The sequence below is a fragment of the Pseudomonas sp. BR20 genome (assembly GCF_050780135.1).
In the GTDB taxonomy this organism is placed as follows: Bacteria; Pseudomonadota; Gammaproteobacteria; order Pseudomonadales; family Pseudomonadaceae; genus Aquipseudomonas.
The window spans coordinates 6,390,799-6,408,895 of record NZ_CP172012.1; the positions used below are offsets into that span (position 1 = coordinate 6,390,799).

An 18,097-nucleotide genomic window follows, 5' to 3' on the forward strand; every position below is an offset into this window, starting at 1 on the left:
CTGTACCTTAGGAGTGATTCAGGGGGCCATCAATCAAGCTGGGCGGCGAATCATTACGGCTGGAGTAATGGAGCATCAGCAAACGCTTAGCCTAGCCCAGTGAAGATCAAAAATGTGGGAGGGGCGGTGCGACGATTCGACTTGCCCCCGATGGCTGAGTGTCAGTTGATACATCACTTAGCTGCCCCCCCGCTATCGGGGGCAAGCCCCCTCCCACATTTTGCTCTACGGTGTCTGTGAGATAGCGGTCCCAAAAAGGGACTGATCAGTCCCTGTTTGGGACCTTTTCCAGCGAAGGGCTGACCTGCTCCAGCGCCCGATCCACCAGCAACTGTCCCAACTCGGCCATTTGCTGGATCCCGAGCATGATGGCGCGCTGGGAAGTGTCCAGGTCGAAGGCCAGGTTGCAGGTGAGTGCGTTGAGGGAGGACAGGGTTTCGCTGGCGTTGACCAGCAGGGTTTCGGTGTTTTGGTGGGGGTTTACGGTGAAGAGAGGCGGATTAGGGGTAGGTTTGATCATGATGAAACTCCTAAACAGTCAGTAAGGAGCGCCACCGTTCGCTTGCACGCGAATGAGGGTGGCGACCGTGCGCAGGTGTGCAAGACCGGGCCTGTTTAGGACACCCAGCAGGTCCGAAGACCTCCTGCGCGCAGCCGCCATAAAGCAGCGAGCACAAAAAACGCCCGTTGGTTGGCAGGGCGTTTGTACGCCTAAACAGTTTCGTCGGACTTGCACGTCCGTGTCACCGTTTTTTGCGATGACGGGACGAAGACTAGGCGCGCTGACTGCACGCGACAAGTTCATGCACAACCCAAAATCTTGCAGGAAAAATCCGAAGCCCCAGCCGCAGCCGCCAGCCAGCGCAAGGCCAAAGCCCTGCAATAGGGTGACGCGGAGCGTGGGAACGATCATCGACACTCAGAAGAGAATTATCTGACAGACTTTTCAGGTTGTTGCTCGGAACCGTTGTCCCTAGCCTTTTCGCTCCGAATAGCTACGGGCAGGCCTCATGAAACCGACCGTTAATCCCGATGCAAGGCCATTGCAGAGCGTGATGTATCACATCACAATCGCGCCATGATCGTCAGCTGGAAACATAAAGGACTCAGGGCGTTCTATGAGACCGGTTCAACCAGAGGCATCAACGCAAATCATGCAAAGCGCTTGCGCCGCGTGCTGCTCATTCTGGACAAGGCCGAGCAGCCAGATGCACTGGACCTGCCCGGCTGGCGCTTCCACCGTTTGAAGGGCGACCCGATCGACTACTGGTCAGTCAGCATAAGTGGTAACTGGCGCATCATTTTTCGGATGTTCGACGATCAGGTCGAACTGGTTGATTATCTTGATTACCACTGAGTAGAGGTATCGATATGGGTATGCACAACCCACCTCACCCAGGCGAAATTCTGCTTGAGGATGTAGTCCCGGCCCTCGGTATTACCATCACCGAAATGGCCAGACGCCTTGGCTTCGCCCGCGAGACTTTTTCAAGGATCTTGCATGGCCACGCCCCCGTCAGCCCAGACCTTGCCGTCCGGTTGGAGCGAGCCGGCGTAAGTACTGCGCAGTTATGGTTGTCGATGCAAAGTGCCCACGACTTGTGGCAGGCCGAGCATCGGGAGCAGCCGATGATTGAGCGGTTTGCGCGGATTGACTAAGGAAAAAGCCAACCGGACGCTCAACGCGCCATGACGTTAACCACTACATGCAAAATGAACGCAGGCCCGTAACAAGGCTTCCCCCGCTCATCCTCGATTCTCCAGACTGAAGCCACCGTGCAGGTCTCCTTGGGTGCTGCAAACTCCACACTGATATGCACCGGCTGGCCCGGCAGCGTATCGGCAATGGGGAGCTCGCTGTGCAGGCTACGCAGATGAATATCCATCAACAAGCGTTCTTTGCCGGCGGAGCAATGACCGCGTCGCTGGTGTGGTTTGTGGTTTTGGCGTTGGGATGCCAAAGGTTGACGGGGCTATTTCGTTCGGCAAAGGTCTGGCGTTTATTGGACGCGGGTGTGGTGATTTTGATGGTGTACCTGGCGGGTATGCTGATTGCTGATTTTCATCTGCTGCAGCGTCTCTGAACGGGAAAGCGCCCTCACCACAGGTGCCTTTCATTTCTCATGGAGAATGCGCCGCTCAGGCCAACCCGGACTCCACCAGCAGAGCCTCGAGCCCCATCAAATCCGGCACCTTCGCCACATGCTCCCCCACCTGCACCGCTGCCAGTTCCAATGGGCACAGCGGCACGTCCACATAGCTCAATTCGCTATCGAGCTTGTACGAGCGCGGAATTCCCTGGATCACCACTGCAATAAACTTCAACGTCGGCCGCCCGCCCAGCGCATTCAACACCACGATCCGCGAGCGTTCGCCGGTCACGCTGGCCTCGCCGCACACCGCTTCAAAGCTGATCAACGGGATTTGCCGATCCCGCCACGTCACTTGCCGCAAATACCACGGCGGTGCGTCGCTGGCCGGTTCGCCGCGTTGGAAGTCGATCAACTCGGCGATGGCGACGTTGGGCAGTACCAGGTGGCGGTCGGCCAGGGGCAGGAGCAGGCCGGTGAGTTGGCTGGTGCGGTGGTCAAGCACGGGATTTGCTCCAGTAGGCGATGCTTTCGAGCAGCACCGATTCCTGGTACGGCTTGCCCAGGTAGTCGTTGACGCCGATGGCCATGGCACGGTCGCGGTGTTTCTGGCCGGTGCGGGAGGTGATCATGATGATCGGCAGGCGCATCAGCCGGGGGTCGCTGCGCACATGGATGGCGACTTCGAAGCCGTCCATGCGCGGCATTTCGATGTCGAGCAGCATCAGGTCGGGCGTATGTTCCTCGAGCACGGCCAGGGCGTCGATGCCGTCTTTGGCGGTGAGTACGTTCATGCCGTTGCGCTCCAGCAAGCGGCTGGTGACTTTGCGCACGGTGACCGAGTCGTCCACCACCAGCACCAGCAGCGGGCGTTTTTTCAGCGGGTCGTTGAGAATCAACGGAGCATCCACCGGCTGCGCCGGCAAGGCCGGTTGCCGGGCGCGGATATGCGCCAGCAAGTCGATAATCAAGACCACGCGCCCATCACCCAGGATGGTCGCGCCGGATAACCCCTGCACCCCGGAGAATTGCGGGCCCAGGCCCTTGACCACAATCTCCCGGGTGCCGGCCATCGCGTCCACATGCACTGCTACGCGGCGCTCATTGCACTGCACCAGCAACACCGGCACGGGTTGATATTGGCCCAATAGTTTCGGGCGGCCGACGGTGTGCAGCAGGTCGCCCAGGTAAAACAACTCGTAGCGTTGGCCGGCATATTCATAACGCGGCGGATCCTGCTGGTAGTGCCCCGCCAGTTCATGGGGCAACACACGCACCAACCCTTCGATGGTATTGAGCGGGATCGCGTATTGGTCGTCTGCGCACTGCACCATCAACGCCCGGTTGACTGACACGGTAAACGGCAGGCGAATGCGAAAGTGCACGCCCTCCCCCGGTGTCGAGTCAATGACCATCGAGCCGCCGAGCTGACGCACTTCTTCATGCACCACGTCCATGCCCACGCCACGCCCGGAAATCTGCGTGATCTTTTCCGCCGTGGAGAACCCCGGCTGCAGGATGAACTGCAACACATCACGGTCGCTCATCTCTTGATGAGGGGCGAGCAAACCGCGCTTGATCGCCTTGCGCCGCACCGCTTCCAGAGGCACACCGGCACCGTCGTCGCGCATGTCGAAAACGATATCGCCGCCTTCGTGGGTCAGGTCCAGGGTGATGCGGCCCTTCTCCGGTTTGCCGGCCAGCAACCGCGCATCACGTGATTCCAGGCCATGGTCGACGGCGTTGCGCAGCATGTGTTCCAGCGGCGCCGCCATGCGCTCCAGCACATTGCGGTCCATCTCGCCCTCGGCATTGCCGACGATGAACTCCACGTCCTTGCCCAACTCGCCCGCCACCTGGCGCACGATGCGTTTGAGGCGCGGCAGCATGCGCTCGAAGGGCACCATGCGCGTGCGCATCAGGCCTTCCTGCAACTCGGTATTGATGCGCGCCTGTTGCTGCAACAGGTCATGGGCATCTTCGTTGCGGCGGTCGAGGGTGTCCTTGAGGTCGAGCAGGTCCGAGGCGGATTCGGACAGCGCGCGGGACAGTTGCTGCAACTGCGAATGACGGTCCATTTCCAGCGGGTCGAATTCTTCGTAGCCCAGGCGCTCGGCCTCGGCCTGTTGACGGCTGAGAATGCGCCCCTGGGTTTCGGTATCGAGGCGACGCAGTTGGTCGCGCATACGCTCGATGGTGGTTTCCACTTCATGCAGGGCAATGCGCGCGTCGTTGACTTGCTGCTCGATACGGCCACGAAAGATCGACGTTTCTCCCGCCAGATTGACCAGGTCGTCGAGCAGGTCGGCGGAGATTTTCACCATGTCGGCGGCGGGATCAACCACCGCATCGGCCTTGCCTGCGGGCAACGCCAATGGCACCACTGGCTCATCGCTGGGGTGAACCAGGCTCTTGATCCGTTCGATAAGCCTGTCCACCGAACCCACCGGCAGCCCGTCCGCCACGGCGTCGATCATCTGTGCCAGGCGGTCGTGGCAACCTTGCAGCAACGCGAACAGTTCGGCGGACGGCGCGAGCAAACCGGCGGACAGCCCTTCGTAGAGAAATTCCAGCTCATGGGCCAGGTCACCAATCGGTCCGATCTCGACCATGCGTGCGCCGCCCTTGAGGGTGTGCAAATCACGCAGCAGGGTTTCCACTTCCTGGCGATTGTTCGGCTCGGCCTGCCAGCGCAGCAAGGCGCTGCCGGAGCTGTCGAGAATGTCGGCGGCTTCTTCGAGGAAGATGTCCAGCAACTCCGGGTCGGTGCCCGGCGTTTCCGTAGGTGGGGCGGCCTGTGCAGCCGGCATGCCGCCCTGGCGTAGCGCGCGCAACCTGGCGACCAGCTCGGCACTGTCGCTCAAGGGTTGATGGTGCTGCAGCTCCTCCAGTTGCAAGGCCAACCGCTCATGGCTGGCCATCAGCACCTGAGACAGCTCGCTGGAGTAGCTGTAGCGCCGATCCACCAGGCCTTCGTACAAGCACTCCAACTCATGCGCCAGGTCGCCCACCGGCCCGATGTCGGCCATGCGCGCGCCGCCCTTGAGGGTGTGCAGGTCGCGTTGCAGTGACGACAACGGCGCCGCACTCTCCGGCTCCAGCAGCCAGCGTTTCAGGGACTGCCCCGCACTGTCGAGGATATCCACGGCTTCTTCGAGGAAGATCTCCACGAGCTCATCGTCAATCGCTGTTTCATGCTGCAGTTGCGCCGTGGCGGCGCCCAGTTCAGAGATGCTCAGGGCGCGGCTGCCGTCGCTTTTGATCAGGCCGGTGGCAGCAGGGTCCAGAGCATCGTCCAACAGTTCGCGCAGGGCGTTTACGCGGGCCGGTGCCGGAATGATTTCCTGGCCGGCGGCCAATTGATCGAGCATGTTGATCAGCGCTTCATGGGCCTGCTCGGCCTCATGGAAAAACCGCTCGCTGACCGCCAGGCTGCTTTCTTCCACGGCGCCGTAGAGGTCGAGCAAGGCTTCGCAGAGTTCATCGATGGCGTGCAGGTCGGCGACGTGCGCGCCCTCCCCCAGTGTGGTCAATTCATCCAGCAACGCGGTGAGTTCCTGGCGTTCGCCGGGGTGTTGTTGCCAGCGGCGCAGCAGGCTTTCGGCGTCGAGCAGAATGTCCATGCCCTGGGCCAGGAAGTTGGCGATCAGTTGCGGGTCGCGCTTGATTCGCGAGCCCGTGTTGGGTGCGTCCAGCTGCGCGGCCAGTTGATGGTCGAGCAGGGCCTGGGTACGGTGGATCAAGTCATCCGCCCCCTTGATCGGCACCAGGGGATCGCGGTCCAGTTGGCGCAACCCACGCTGGAACAGGCCTTCGGCTTCCAGCAGCAACTCGACTTCGTCCAGGTCCAGCGGCAGGCGATGAGCTTTGTATTCGCGGGTCAGGTGATCCAGTGGGCGTACCAGCTCGGCGATGGGCAGCACACCGGCCATGTAGGCGCTGCCCTTGAGGGTGTGCAGGGCGCGTTGCAGCTCATCGCTGACTTGCAGCGGCACATGCTCGGCGGCCTGTTGCAGGAAGTGGTTGAGGCTGTCCAGATGGCTCTGAGCTTCGTTGCGGAAGATCTCCAGCAACATCGGATCGTGGGGTTCGGCGGCCGATGCGGCAGCGCCGTTGGCCCAGGCGTGGGCACGGGCGGCCAGCGAGTCGACCTCATCGCGCTGGTGTTGGTCGCCCGTCGCGAAGTCGGCGATCAATGCCGGCAGCAGGGCCACGGCGTCATCCAGCACCTGCTGTATCTCGGGGCCGAGGGCTATGCTGCGCTCGAGCACACGGTTCAGCAGGTTTTCCACGGCCCAGGCCAGCTCCGCCAGCACCAGGGCACGCACCATGCGACCGCTGCCTTTCAAGGTGTGGAAGGCGCGGCGCATTTCGCCCTGGGCAGTTTTGTCTGCGCTGTTGGGCAGGTGGCGGTGCAGCACCTCAAGGACTTCGTCGGTTTCTTCGAGGAAGACGTCGCGCAGTTCATCGTCGATGGGCGCTTCATCGGCCGGCGGCGGCAGCAGGCTACCGGGGCGTTGCAAGGCAGGTGGATTGAGGCGCGAAGTGGGGTTGGCCAGTGCGTCGAACTGGGACTGGCTGGGCGCAACCTCGCTCGACAGCGCGCCATCGGGTGCTGCCAGCGCCTGGCGCCAGGGTTTTTCGGCGGGCAGGTAGCCCAGCGCAGCCAGGCTTTGGGTGGCCAGTTCCAACACCCGTTCACCGGCTGCGTCAGGGTCCTGGAGCATGCGCTCAAGGTAGTACTCCAGGCTGCTGATCACGTCAGCGAAGTGCTCCAGTTGCACCTCCGACGGCGGGCTATCGCTGACCATCAACTGTTCGTCGACGTAATCGGTACAACCACGCATCAGGCTTGCCGCACGGGGCAAGGGGATCATCGCCAGCGCGCCGCGCACCTGGCTCAGCAGTTCCGGCAGGGATTCCAGTCGCTGACGGTCCCAATCGGCTTCGATACAGTCGATCACCAACTCCTTGGCTTGCCGCAGGCACTGGCAGGATTCGCGGATGACCAACTGGTGGATCTGGGTCAGGTCGGTGGTGGGCAGACGGCTTTCTTCGTGGCCTTCCGGCTCAACGGTACCGACCATTCCCGCCAGCGTGGCTTCCACATAAAGCAGCGCGCCAGCGACGTCCATCAACACCGCGTCGTTGGGCTCACGATGCCCCTGGGCCAGGCTCAATACCACGGCCAACTGGTCGATGATGACTTTGCGCGGCTGGCCAAACCCCAGCACCGCAAGGGTATCGGCAATCTGTCGCAGGGGCGCCAGCAGCGCGTCGAGGTCGCTCGTGTGCTGGCGGTCGCTGCGCACGAACAGGTCGAGGCGCTCTTTGACCCGCACCAATTCTTCACACAACGCACCGAGCACCGAGCCCATGGCGTTACGATCCGGCCCGGCGAGGCGCGCGCGTTCGGCATCCACCACCGCGCTGTCGGGCAAGGCCTCATCCAGGCTGTAGCGTTCTTTCAAACTCTGCATGCGCGGGGTCGGTCGAGTGACTTTGGCGACGTAAAACAACAAGCTCTTGAGCAGCTCATCCGGTGCCGGCTGGTTGATCCCGCCGATGCCTTGTGCCAGCAGGCGCTTGAGCTGCTTGTCGCTGGCCTTGAGCAGGCTGCGCAGTGCCGGGCTGTTGGCGACCACGCCGGTGAGCATGCCCTCGACCAGTGCCGACGCCACTTGCCACAGCGGCAACAGCGGCGCGCCCTGGCACAGCGCTTCAAGGCGCGCGAACACCCGCGCCATGTCTTCCAGGTTGCTCGGGCCGTGGTCTTCACGCAGCAGCCCGGCGAGGGCTTGTTGCAGCAGTTGGTGCCACTGGCGCAGTTGCTCCTGAACGTCGGCCGGCGCGCGTTGGGCCAGGGCGTCCTCGGGAAGCGGCGCAATCGACAGCAGTTGCGGGCTGAACAAGCTGGTCTCCGACAGCAGGCTTTCACCGCGGGCACTGCGCAGGTCGTTGAGCAGCGGCAGCACCACCAGCGGTAAATCACGGCGGGCGCTGTGCACACGGTCGAGGTACAACGGCAGTTGGCCCAGGGCCTGTTGCAGCAGGCGGATACTTTCCTCGCGCTGACTGACCTGCCCGGCCTGGAGCGCCAGGGCCAGCTCTTCGATCTCTTCGGCCAGCAGCGCCGCGCCGTAGAACTCGACCATTTGCAGCGCGCCATGCACCTGGTGGATGGCGGCCAGGCATTGGCTGATCACGTCATCGTCGCGGGTCTCGACAAACGCATCCAGCGCCGAACGGGCCTGTTTCAGGGTTTCGGCAATGTCGCCCTTGACCCATTCGAGGGCCACGTAGTCGTGCCGATCAACCATAACTGCTCCGCTTAGAATTCGTGGGTTGCTTGGATCTCAAAGCCAATGGAGATCTAGTGTGGGAGGTGGCAAGCCCCTCCCACATTTGGATCGCATTTCAATCATCGGCCTGTTTGGCCGCAGGCAAGGTGAAACCCGACACCGACCTGCGCAACTGGCTCGCCATCTTCGCCAGGTTGCCGATGCTTTCAGCGGTGGCGGTGGAGCCCGATGACGTCTGCGTGGTGATCTGCTGGATCACGTTCATGGTCAGGGAGATCTGCCCCGCCGACGAGGTCTGTTGCTGCGCCGCGTTGGAGATGCTCTGGATCAGCGCGGCCAGGGTTTTCGACACACCTTCGATTTCTTCCAGCGCCACTCCGGCGTCCTGGGCCAACCGCGCCCCCCGCACCACTTCGGTGGTGGTCTGTTCCATGGAGATAACGGCTTCGTTGGTGTCGGCCTGGATTGCGCGTACCAGGGTTTCAATCTGCCGCGTGGCCGCCGATGAACGCTCGGCCAGCCGTTGCACTTCATCGGCCACCACTGCAAAGCCGCGTCCGGCATCCCCGGCCATGCTGGCCTGGATCGCGGCGTTGAGAGCGAGGATATTGGTCTGGTCGGCAATGTCGTCGATCAGGCTGACGATGTCGCCAATCTCCTGGGACGACTCGCCCAGGCGCTTGATGCGCTTGGCGGTGTCCTGGATCTGTTCGCGGATGTTGTCCATGCCGTGGATGGTGTTATGCACCACCTCGTTGCCTTTGTTGGCGATTTCTACCGAACGCTCCGCCACCGCCGAGGATTCGGCCGCGTTGGCCGATACCTGGTCGATGGATTGGGCCATCTGGTTGATTGCGGTGGAGGCTTCGGCGATCTGCTGGGCCTGATGCTCCGACGCCTGGGCCAGGTGCATGGCGGTGGCCTGCGTCTCCTGCACGGCACCCGCCACTTGCCCGGCGGTGAGGTTAATGGTGGCCACCAGGTCGCGCAGTTGGTCCACGGAATAGTTGATGGAGTCGGCGATGGTGCCGGTGAAGTCTTCAGTCACCGAGGCGGTCACGGTGAGGTCGCCGTCGGCCAGGTCTTCGATCTCATCGAGCAGGCGCATGATCGCATTCTGGTTGCGCTCGTTCTTCTCGGCGGTCTCGTGCAGTTGGCGGTTGGTTTCGCGCACCATCACCAGGCCGATCAGGATGATCGAGGTCAACGCCAGCAGGCCCAGCACATACCCGCCGATGGTGTCGAAGCTGCGTCCGCTGGCCAGGTTTTCAAAACCGGTGGCCAGGTGCGAGGCTTCATCGAGCAGGGTTTGCGACAAGTTGAAAATATTGCTCGCCGAGGCGCGCACCTGGAACAGCTGCGGCGAGGTTTCGAGGATTTCATCCACGGAGCCGGAGACAAACTCGAACAGCTCGGCGATTTCCGCCAGCCGCGCACGGGCATCGTGGTCTTCAACCTGGGTGATGCGCAGCCCGGGGTTGCCGTTGAGCATGCCATTGAGCACCTGCCCGAAGCGATTGGCGTCGCGACCAAAGGTATCGGCGGCCTGTACGGCGGTTTCGTCGCCGGCCAGCACGGTGTTGACCGCGCCCAGGATACGCTCGGCCAGCAGCGACTGGCGCTGGGCCACGGCCACTTGGCTGGCCGGCGCGCCCCGTTGCAGCAGGATCTCGACGACCTTCTCCGATTCCATCTGCAATTGCGGGACGGTTTCGGCGAGGGTCGCGGCCACTTGGTGCAAGGACAGCACGGTCTGTTCGCTGGCGAGGATCGCGTCGGTGTTTTTCAGCAGCGCTTCCCAGTCCGTCTGCACCGCGCGCATTTCAGCGCGGACCGCACTGGGCGCAGCGGGCAGGCCGGTTTGCGGGTCGCCTTTTTTCAGGTAACCCCAGCGTTGGGCAAAATCGTTGCGCGCTTCGCCCAACAGCTTGAATGCGGCGGCCTTGCCGGCGGCGGCCTCGGTAGCGTTCTTGGCGATGCGTTGGGACAGCACGCGCAGTTCACCGGCGTGGCCGATGTACTGTTTGTCGTAGGTGGACTGGGTGTTGAGGTACGCGAAGTTGGCGAACAGCAGCATGATGAACACGATCAGCGCGATAAACAGCACGATGATCTGTGAGCGGCTGCGTGAGCCGGCCTGGGGTTTGGGCGTAGTCGCGGTGGTCATGCGGCGACATCCATGAAGCCAGGGGCCTGGGCCAGGGCGAAGGGGCTGAAGACCTGCCACAGCGGCTCACCATCGAAGTGACCCTGAATAAACGGCGCACTGAGGCTGGTGTTCGCCAGCAAGGCGTCTTGTGCAAAATGCTGCATCCCCACCACCTCGTCTACCAGCAGCCCGACAAACAGATCGTTGTATTCCACCACCAACACCCGCCGTTGCTTGCGCGCCTTGGACAGCTCAAGGCCAAGGAAGCCGCCCAGGTCCATCACCGGCAGCAAACGCCCGCGCAGGTTAGCAACACCCTTGACCCAGGCCTTGACCCCAGGCATTAAAGTGCAGCGTGGCTCATGCAGGACTTCGGCGACTTCGCCCATGGGCGCGACATACCAATGCTGCCCAAGGCGAAAGCCAATCCCGCTCCAGCGTTGCAGGCGGGTTTCCTGGGATGGCAGGTCGGCGGCCAGCAGGCGGCAGCGGCGGTCGATGTCCAGCAGCAACTCGAAGGCGGTTTGCGACTCGGTCATGATGGCGTGCCGTCAGCCGGCCAACACCTTGTTCAGGGTGGCGATCAGGGTTTCCTCGTCCACAGGCTTGGTCAGGTAATCCTTGGCGCCCTGGCGAGTACCCCACACCTTGTCGGTTTCCTGGTCTTTAGTGGTGATGATGATCACAGGGATGTGCTCGGTTTCCTTGTCTTTGGTCAGTTGGCGCGTGGCCTGGAACCCATTGAGGCCCGGCATCACGATGTCCATCAATACCGCGTCAGGTTTTTCCTGGCGGGCAAGCGCCACGCCATCGCCGCCGTTGGCGGCCTTGAGAACCTCGTGACCATGCTTTTCGAGCATGCCGGTCAATTTGTACATTTCGGTCGGCGAATCGTCGACGATCAGAACTCGTGCCATGGTTTTCCCCGCTACATTGGTCAGCGCCGGCCCTTGTGAGGCGACGTCAGTGTGCTTGTTCCACTGCGGCGAACCCAGGCACATAGGCCTTGATCGCACTCAGCAGTTCTTCCTTGCTGAAAGGCTTGGTCAAAAACTGATCGACACCCACGATGCGCCCCTTGGCCTTGTCGAACAGGCCGTCCTTGGAGGACAGCATGATCACCGGGATCGACTTGAACACCGGGTTGTTCTTCACCAGGGCGCAGGTCTGATAGCCATCCAGGCGCGGCATCATGATGTCGACAAAGATAATGTGCGGGTGATGATCCACAATCCGGGCCAGGGCATCGAAACCGTCGATGGCCGTGATGACATCGCAGCCCACGTTCTTCAACAGCGTCTCGGCGGTGCGGCGGATCGTTTTCGAATCGTCGATCACCATCACTCTCAAGGCGTTGGAATGCTGTTCCATATCTGCTCTACCATCGCCACAGCGAATCGGTTTTCGGTGCGTACTGCCTTATGTTGCACAGGATGAGCGCCGCAGGCCTTGGATTTCAAGGGCTGCTGCGCCGTGGCAGTCTTTTTAGCACAGTCTCGGGGAGCAATCTATCGAGGCACCCGCCCGGTGGTTTTTCCTTGACCCACAACAACCGCAGCGCCACTCTGACGCCACTTTTATGCGCCCTAATTTGCTAGAGGAAATCCCCCATGAGCGTTCGCGTCGGCATTGTCATGGACCCTATCGCCAGCATTTCCTATAAAAAGGACAGCTCGCTGGCCATGCTCCTGGCCGCCCAGGCCCGCGGCTGGACCCTGTTCTATATGGAACAGCGCGACCTTTACCAGGGCGACGGCGAGGCCCGTGCACGCATGCGCCCACTGCAGGTGTTTGCCAACCCCGAGAAGTGGTTCGAACTGCAGGACGAAATCGACAGCCCCCTGAGCGACCTCGACGTGATCCTGATGCGCAAGGACCCGCCGTTCGACATGGAGTTCGTCTATTCCACCTACCTGCTGGAGCAGGCCGAGCGCGCTGGCGTGCTGATCGTCAACAAACCCCAGAGCCTGCGCGACTGCAATGAAAAGCTGTTCGCCACGTTGTTCCCGCAGTGCACGCCGCCTACCGTGGTCAGCCGCCGCGCCGATGTGCTGCGTGAATTCGCCGCCAAGCACGGCGATGTGATCCTCAAGCCGCTGGACGGCATGGGTGGCACCTCGATCTTCCGGCACCGCGCCGGCGACCCCAACCTGTCGGTGATCCTCGAAACCCTGACCGCCCTGGGCACCCAGCAGATCATGGGCCAGGCCTACCTGCCGGCGATCAAGGACGGCGACAAACGCATCCTGATGATCGACGGCGAGCCGGTGGATTACTGCCTGGCGCGTATCCCGGCGGCGGGCGAGACCCGTGGCAACCTGGCGGCCGGCGGTCGTGGCGAAGCGCGGCCGTTGTCCGACAAGGACCGCTGGATCGCCAGCCAAGTTGGTCCGACCCTGCGGGAAAAGGGTTTGCTGTTTGTTGGCCTTGACGTGATTGGTGAAAACCTCACCGAAATCAACGTCACCAGCCCGACCTGCATTCGCGAGATCGACAACGCATTTGGCACCAACATCGGTGAAATGTTGATGGCTGCCATCGAGCGCAAGCTGCAGGCCAAGTGATATAGAACAGCCGGACACACACCAACATTGCGCTATCATGCCCGACCTGTGAAACGCGCGATGTTGGTTTTCTTGTCATGACACTCCCGTCCGATCTGCCCCCCGAACTCTCCCACAGCGGCGTGCGCCCGGCTGATCGGCTCGGATTTACCCTGTTCCTGGCCGCGTTGATTCACCTGGCATTGATCCTCGGCGTGGGTTTCACCATGGTCGAGCCCAAGCAGATCACCAAGACCCTGGAAATCACCCTCGCCACGTTCAAGAGTGAAAAGAAGCCCGAGAAGGCGGATTTTCTTGCCCAGGACAACCAACAGGGCAGTGGCACCCTGGACAAAAAGGCGATTCCCAAGACTACCGAAGTGGCGCCCTTCCAGGACAACAAGGTCAATAAGGTCACACCGCCGCCGGCGCCCAAGCCTGAAGTCAAACAGGCCACGCCCAAGCCCACGGTGACCACCGTCGCACCCAAGCCGCAAAAAGCCCCGGTCCAGCGCGAGAAAACCAAGACCGAGCCGCAGCCGGATCCCGTGAAGCCAGCGCCGACGTTCGATAGCTCGACACTGTCTGACGAAATTTCCAGCCTGGAGGCCGAACTGGCCCATGAACAACAGCTTTATGCCAAGCGTCCGCGCATCTATCGCTTGAACGCGGCCTCGACCATGCGTGACAAGGGCGCCTGGTATAAGGACGAGTGGCGTAAGAAGGTCGAGCGCATCGGTAACCTCAACTACCCGGAAGAGGCACGGCGCCAGCAGATTTACGGCAATTTACGCCTATTAGTGTCGATCAACCGCGACGGTACGTTATATGAAGTGCAGGTGCTGGAGTCGTCCGGCCAGCCGCTGCTGGACCAGGCCGCCCAACGCATCGTGCGCCTCGCCGCGCCCTTTGCCCCGTTTACCGGGGACTTGAACGATGTGGACCGCCTGGAAATCATCCGCACCTGGAAGTTTGCCAAGGGTGACCGCCTCTCCAGCAACTGAAAGCGCCCTCCTACAGAAAAGCCGACAGCACTGTATTCGGGTCACGTCCAGCTTGTCAGTTCGCCCCTCCAACGCCACACTAGCGGACATGAAAAATGTCAGCCCGACCTACCTCAAGCACCAATTCCTGATCGCCATGCCCCATATGGCCGACCCGAACTTTGCGCAGACCTTGACCTACATCGTCGAGCACACGGCCAATGGTGCCATGGGGTTGGTGGTGAACCGCCCGCAGGCGCTGAACCTGGCCGATATCCTTGAACAACTGCGCCCGGAGGTCGACCCACCGGCCCGTTGCCAGGGCGTACAGATCTACATCGGCGGGCCGGTGCAGACCGATCGCGGCTTTGTACTGCACCCGACCGGGCCGAAGTTCCAGGCCACGGTGGACCTGGACGGGGTCTCACTGTCCACCTCCCAGGACGTGTTATTCGCCATCGCCGACGGTGTGGGCCCTGAGCAAAGTGTGATCACCCTGGGTTACGCCGGTTGGGAAGCCGGGCAGCTGGAAGCCGAACTGGCCAGCAATGCCTGGCTGACCTGCCCGTTCGATGCCGACATCCTGTTCAATACCGCAAGCGAATTGCGCCTGGAAGCCGCCGCGGCCAAGCTGCGGGTCAACCTCAGCCTGCTGACCAGCCAGGCGGGGCACGCCTGATGGCCTTGCGTCTGATCCTCGGCTTTGACTACGGCACCAAGCAGATCGGCGTAGCGGTTGGCCAGGTGATCACCGGCCAGGCCCGCGAGCTGTGCACCCTCAAGGCCCAGAACGGCATACCGGACTGGAACCAGGTCGAAGCCCTCATTAAAGAGTGGAAGCCCGACGCCGTGGTGGTCGGCCTGCCCCTCAACATGGACGGCACCCCCAGCGACATGTGCCTGCGCGCCGAAAAGTTCGCCCGCCGCCTTAACGGCCGCTACAACCTGCCCTTCTATACCCACGATGAACGCCTGACCACCTTTGAAGCCAAGGGCGAGCGCCGTGACCGTGGCGGCCAGAAGGGCAGCTACCGCGACAACCCGGTGGACGCCATCGCCGCCGCCTTGCTGTTGCAGGGCTGGCTGGACGAAAACCCTGCTTTATTTGAATCCTGACTGACGCGGCTTGCCGCGTCTTCTTACGTTTGAGCCCGGACCTTGTCGTCGCCCCCGCCGCGCAAGGCCTTGAAGGAGCCACCATGAGTCTGCCAAACCCCGCCGAACTGATCCGCCAGATGGCGGTTAGCCTCAAGACGCACCTGGAACACCGTGGCATCAGCGAACCGCGCTTTATCGGTATTCGCACCGGCGGTGTGTGGGTCGCCCAAGCGTTGCTGGACGAACTGGGCAGCGACTCACCCTTGGGCACCCTGGACGTGTCCTTCTACCGCGACGACTTCAGCCAGAACGGCCTGCACCCACAAGTGCGCCCGTCCGCCCTGCCGTTCGAGATTGAAGGCCAGCACCTGGTGCTGATCGACGACGTGCTGATGAGCGGCCGTACCATCCGCGCCGCCATGAATGAATTGTTCGATTACGGGCGCCCGGCCAGCATCACCCTGGTCTGCCTGCTGGACCTGGAGGCAGGCGAACTGCCTATCAGCCCGGACGTGGTTGGCGCCACGCTGTCCCTTGAGGCCAGCCAGCGAGTAAAATTGTCCGGTCCCACGCCGCTCGAACTCGAACTGCAAGACCTTGCCCTTTAAACCGCCTTGTAAAGAGTCCCCGCGATGACGCCTCTAGATGCCAAGCGCCCGCTGCAGCTCAATGCTCAGGGCCAGTTGCAACACTTCTTGTCCCTCGACGGTTTGCCCCGCGAACTGCTCACCGAAATCCTCGACACCGCCGACTCGTTCCTCGAAGTGGGCGGCCGGGCGGTGAAGAAAGTCCCGCTGCTGCGCGGCAAGACCATCTGCAACGTGTTCTTCGAGAACTCCACCCGTACACGGACCACCTTTGAACTGGCGGCCCAACGACTGTCGGCCGACGTGATCACGCTGAACGTGTCCACCTCTTCGGCGAGCAAGGGCGAGACCCTGCTCGACACCCTGCGCAATCTGGAAGCCATGGCCGCCGACATGTTCGTGGTGCGCCACGGCGACTCCGGTGCCGCGCACTTCATTGCCGAGCATGTATGCCCGCAGGTGGCGATCATCAACGGCGGCGACGGCCGTCACGCCCACCCGACCCAGGGCATGCTCGACATGCTCACCATTCGTCGGCACAAGGGCAGCTTTGAAAACCTCTCGGTGGCCATCGTCGGCGACATCCTGCATTCGCGGGTGGCACGCTCGAACATGCTGGCCCTGAAAACCCTGGGTTGCCCGGACATTCGCGTGATCGCGCCGAAAACCCTGCTGCCCATCGGCATCGAGCAATACGGCGTGAAGGTCTACACCGACATGACCGAAGGCCTCAAGGATGTGGACGTGGTGATCATGCTGCGCCTGCAGCGCGAACGCATGTCGGGTGGTCTGCTGCCGAGCGAGGGCGAGTTCTACCGCCTGTTCGGCCTGACCACCGCACGCCTGGCCGGCGCCAAGCCGGATGCCATCGTGATGCACCCGGGGCCGATCAACCGAGGCGTGGAGATTGAGTCGGCGGTGGCCGACGGTAACCAGTCGGTGATTCTCAACCAGGTCACGTATGGCATCGCCGTGCGCATGGCGGTGTTGTCCATGGCCATGAGCGGGCAAACCGCGCAACGTCAATTCGAGCAGGAGAAGGCCCAGTGAAGCTCAGCATTCTCGGCGCCCGAGTCATCGATCCGGCCAGCGGCCTGGATCACATTACCGATCTGCATCTGGAAGCCGGCAAGATCATCGCCATCGGCGCCGCGCCCCATGATTTCAGCCCCAGCGAGACGATCGATGCCAAAGGTCTGGTGGCCGCGCCCGGCCTGGTGGACCTGAACGTCGCCCTGCGCGAGCCGGGCTACAGCCGCAAAGGCAATATCACCAGCGAGACCCGCGCGGCCGCGGCCGGTGGCGTCACCAGCCTGTGCTGCCCACCGCACACCAAACCGGTGCTCGACACATCGGCCGTGACCGAGCTGATCCTCGACCGTGCGCGCGAAGCTGGCAATTGCAAAGTGTTTCCCATCGGCGCCCTGAGCAAAGGCCTGGAAGGCGAACAACTCGCCGAACTGATTGCCCTGCGCGACGCCGGTTGCGTGGCATTCGGCAACGGCCTGGAGAGTTTCCGCAGCACCCGCACCCTGTGCCGCGCCCTGGAATACGCGGCCACCTTCGACTTGACGGTGATCTTCCACTCCCAGGACCGCGACCTGGCCGAAGGCGGCCTGGCCCATGAAGGTGCGGTCGCCAGCTTCCTCGGCTTGCCGGGCATTCCGGAAACCGCTGAAACCGTAGCCCTGGCCCGTGACCTGTTGCTGGTGGAACAAAGTGGCGTGCGCGCGCACTTCAGCCAGCTGACCAGCGCCCGGGGCGTGGCCCTGATCGCCCAGGCCCAGGCCCGTGGCCTGCCGGTGACGGCGGATGTGGCGTTGTATCAGCTGCTGCTGACGGATGAGGCGCTGATCGACTTCTCCAGCCTTTACCACGTACAACCGCCGCTGCGCACACAGGCCGATCGTGACGGTTTGCGTGCGGCAGTCCAATCCGGTGTGGTCTCGGCGATTTCCAGCCACCACCAGCCCCACGAGCGGGATGCCAAGCTGGCACCGTTTGGCGCCACAGAGCCAGGCATCAGTAGCGTGGAGCTGCTGCTGCCACTGGCGATGACGTTGGTGGAAGACGGTTTGCTCGACTTGCCGACGTTGCTGGCACGCCTGAGCACCGGCCCGGCCAAGGCCTTGCGCCTGCCGGCGGGGAAACTGGCGGTAGGTGCGGCGGCAGACCTGGTGTTGTTTGACCCGGCCGGCTCCACGGTTGCCGGGGAGCACTGGCTGTCCAAAGGTGAGAACTGCCCGTTCATCGGCCATAGCCTGCCGGCGAGCGTGCGCTACACCTTGGTGGATGGGCGCATCAGCTACCAGGCTTGAGCCATAAAAAACTGTAGGAGCGAGCTT

At 62.4% G+C, this 18,097-nt stretch carries 18 protein-coding genes; 10 read left to right on the top strand and 8 right to left on the bottom strand.

Annotation, left to right across the window (positions count from 1 at the left end):
• Positions 1-265 precede the first annotated feature (265 nt).
• On the bottom strand, positions 266-520 hold the full coding sequence (locus tag ACHPFG_RS29520; protein ID WP_150095334.1) for a DUF6124 family protein: 255 nt from the start codon (positions 518-520) through the stop codon (positions 266-268).
• 558 nt (positions 521-1,078) lie between these two features.
• Here ACHPFG_RS29520 and ACHPFG_RS29525 point away from each other — a divergent pair.
• Together ACHPFG_RS29525 and ACHPFG_RS29530 are read left to right on the top strand one after the other, a co-directional pair.
• Positions 1,079-1,357: a type II toxin-antitoxin system RelE/ParE family toxin gene (locus tag ACHPFG_RS29525; protein ID WP_431701153.1), complete on the top strand. Its 279-nt coding sequence runs from the start codon at positions 1,079-1,081 to the stop codon at positions 1,355-1,357.
• A gap of 14 nt (positions 1,358-1,371) precedes the next feature.
• Entirely contained in the window at positions 1,372-1,659 is a 288-nt protein-coding gene (locus tag ACHPFG_RS29530; RefSeq protein WP_078826442.1) for a HigA family addiction module antitoxin, read from the top strand.
• Positions 1,660-1,679: 20 nt separating this feature from the next.
• On the opposite strand, the gene ACHPFG_RS29535 is transcribed toward ACHPFG_RS29530, so the two are convergent.
• On the bottom strand, positions 1,680-1,886 hold the full coding sequence (locus ACHPFG_RS29535) for an NBR1-Ig-like domain-containing protein (protein ID WP_431701154.1): 207 nt from the start codon (positions 1,884-1,886) through the stop codon (positions 1,680-1,682).
• Between ACHPFG_RS29535 and ACHPFG_RS29540 the strand changes: the two genes are divergently transcribed.
• Entirely contained in the window at positions 1,875-2,084 is a 210-nt protein-coding gene (locus ACHPFG_RS29540) for a LysE family transporter (protein WP_431701155.1), read from the top strand. The genes ACHPFG_RS29535 and ACHPFG_RS29540 overlap by 12 nt on opposite strands.
• Before the next feature lie 55 nt (positions 2,085-2,139).
• On the opposite strand, the gene ACHPFG_RS29545 is transcribed toward ACHPFG_RS29540, so the two are convergent.
• The 6 genes from ACHPFG_RS29545 to pilG all read right to left on the bottom strand — a co-directional run bounded on the left by ACHPFG_RS29545 (position 2,140) and on the right by pilG (position 11,912).
• Positions 2,140-2,595, bottom strand: coding sequence for a chemotaxis protein CheW (locus tag ACHPFG_RS29545; RefSeq protein WP_131697493.1), 456 nt, complete (start codon positions 2,593-2,595; stop codon positions 2,140-2,142).
• Positions 2,588-8,410, bottom strand: a complete 5,823-nt coding sequence (locus ACHPFG_RS29550) for an Hpt domain-containing protein (protein WP_431701156.1) — start codon at positions 8,408-8,410, stop codon at positions 2,588-2,590. The genes ACHPFG_RS29545 and ACHPFG_RS29550 overlap by 8 nt, the downstream gene beginning before the upstream one ends.
• A 97-nt stretch (positions 8,411-8,507) precedes the next feature.
• On the bottom strand, positions 8,508-10,559 hold the full coding sequence (locus ACHPFG_RS29555) for a methyl-accepting chemotaxis protein (RefSeq protein WP_431701157.1): 2,052 nt from the start codon (positions 10,557-10,559) through the stop codon (positions 8,508-8,510).
• Entirely contained in the window at positions 10,556-11,080 is a 525-nt protein-coding gene (locus ACHPFG_RS29560) for a chemotaxis protein CheW (protein ID WP_131697496.1), read from the bottom strand. The genes ACHPFG_RS29555 and ACHPFG_RS29560 overlap by 4 nt, the downstream gene beginning before the upstream one ends.
• Positions 11,081-11,092: 12 nt before the next feature.
• Positions 11,093-11,458: a twitching motility response regulator PilH gene (gene pilH, locus ACHPFG_RS29565; protein ID WP_034116227.1), complete on the bottom strand. Its 366-nt coding sequence runs from the start codon at positions 11,456-11,458 to the stop codon at positions 11,093-11,095.
• Between the two features lie 46 nt (positions 11,459-11,504).
• Positions 11,505-11,912 carry a twitching motility response regulator PilG gene (pilG, locus tag ACHPFG_RS29570; RefSeq protein WP_027606081.1) on the bottom strand — a complete coding sequence of 136 codons (408 nt, stop codon included), beginning with the start codon at positions 11,910-11,912 and terminating at the stop codon, positions 11,505-11,507.
• A gap of 239 nt (positions 11,913-12,151) precedes the next feature.
• Here pilG and gshB point away from each other — a divergent pair, with 239 nt between their 5' ends.
• From gshB to ACHPFG_RS29605, 7 genes are all read left to right on the top strand, one after another.
• Positions 12,152-13,105, top strand: a complete 954-nt coding sequence (gene gshB / locus ACHPFG_RS29575) for a glutathione synthase (RefSeq protein ID WP_053128013.1) — start codon at positions 12,152-12,154, stop codon at positions 13,103-13,105.
• A 77-nt stretch (positions 13,106-13,182) separates the two neighbouring features.
• Positions 13,183-14,088 (top strand): TonB family protein, encoded by a 906-nt coding sequence (locus ACHPFG_RS29580; protein WP_431701158.1) that lies wholly within the window; start codon positions 13,183-13,185, stop codon positions 14,086-14,088.
• An 88-nt stretch (positions 14,089-14,176) separates the two neighbouring features.
• Positions 14,177-14,746, top strand: coding sequence for a YqgE/AlgH family protein (locus ACHPFG_RS29585; protein ID WP_090401661.1), 570 nt, complete (start codon positions 14,177-14,179; stop codon positions 14,744-14,746).
• Entirely contained in the window at positions 14,746-15,183 is a 438-nt protein-coding gene (gene ruvX, locus ACHPFG_RS29590; RefSeq protein WP_431701159.1) for a Holliday junction resolvase RuvX, read from the top strand. The genes ACHPFG_RS29585 and ruvX overlap by 1 nt, the downstream gene beginning before the upstream one ends.
• Before the next feature lie 83 nt (positions 15,184-15,266).
• Positions 15,267-15,773, top strand: a complete 507-nt coding sequence (pyrR, locus tag ACHPFG_RS29595; RefSeq protein WP_027606085.1) for a bifunctional pyr operon transcriptional regulator/uracil phosphoribosyltransferase PyrR — start codon at positions 15,267-15,269, stop codon at positions 15,771-15,773.
• A gap of 24 nt (positions 15,774-15,797) precedes the next feature.
• The gene (locus ACHPFG_RS29600) at positions 15,798-16,802 is read left to right on the top strand and encodes an aspartate carbamoyltransferase catalytic subunit (protein WP_048722533.1); all 1,005 of its coding nucleotides are present in this window, start codon (positions 15,798-15,800) and stop codon (positions 16,800-16,802) included.
• Positions 16,799-18,070 carry a dihydroorotase gene (locus ACHPFG_RS29605; RefSeq protein ID WP_431701160.1) on the top strand — a complete coding sequence of 424 codons (1,272 nt, stop codon included), beginning with the start codon at positions 16,799-16,801 and terminating at the stop codon, positions 18,068-18,070. Before ACHPFG_RS29600 ends, ACHPFG_RS29605 begins: the two co-directional genes overlap by 4 nt.
• Positions 18,071-18,097 lie beyond the last annotated feature (27 nt).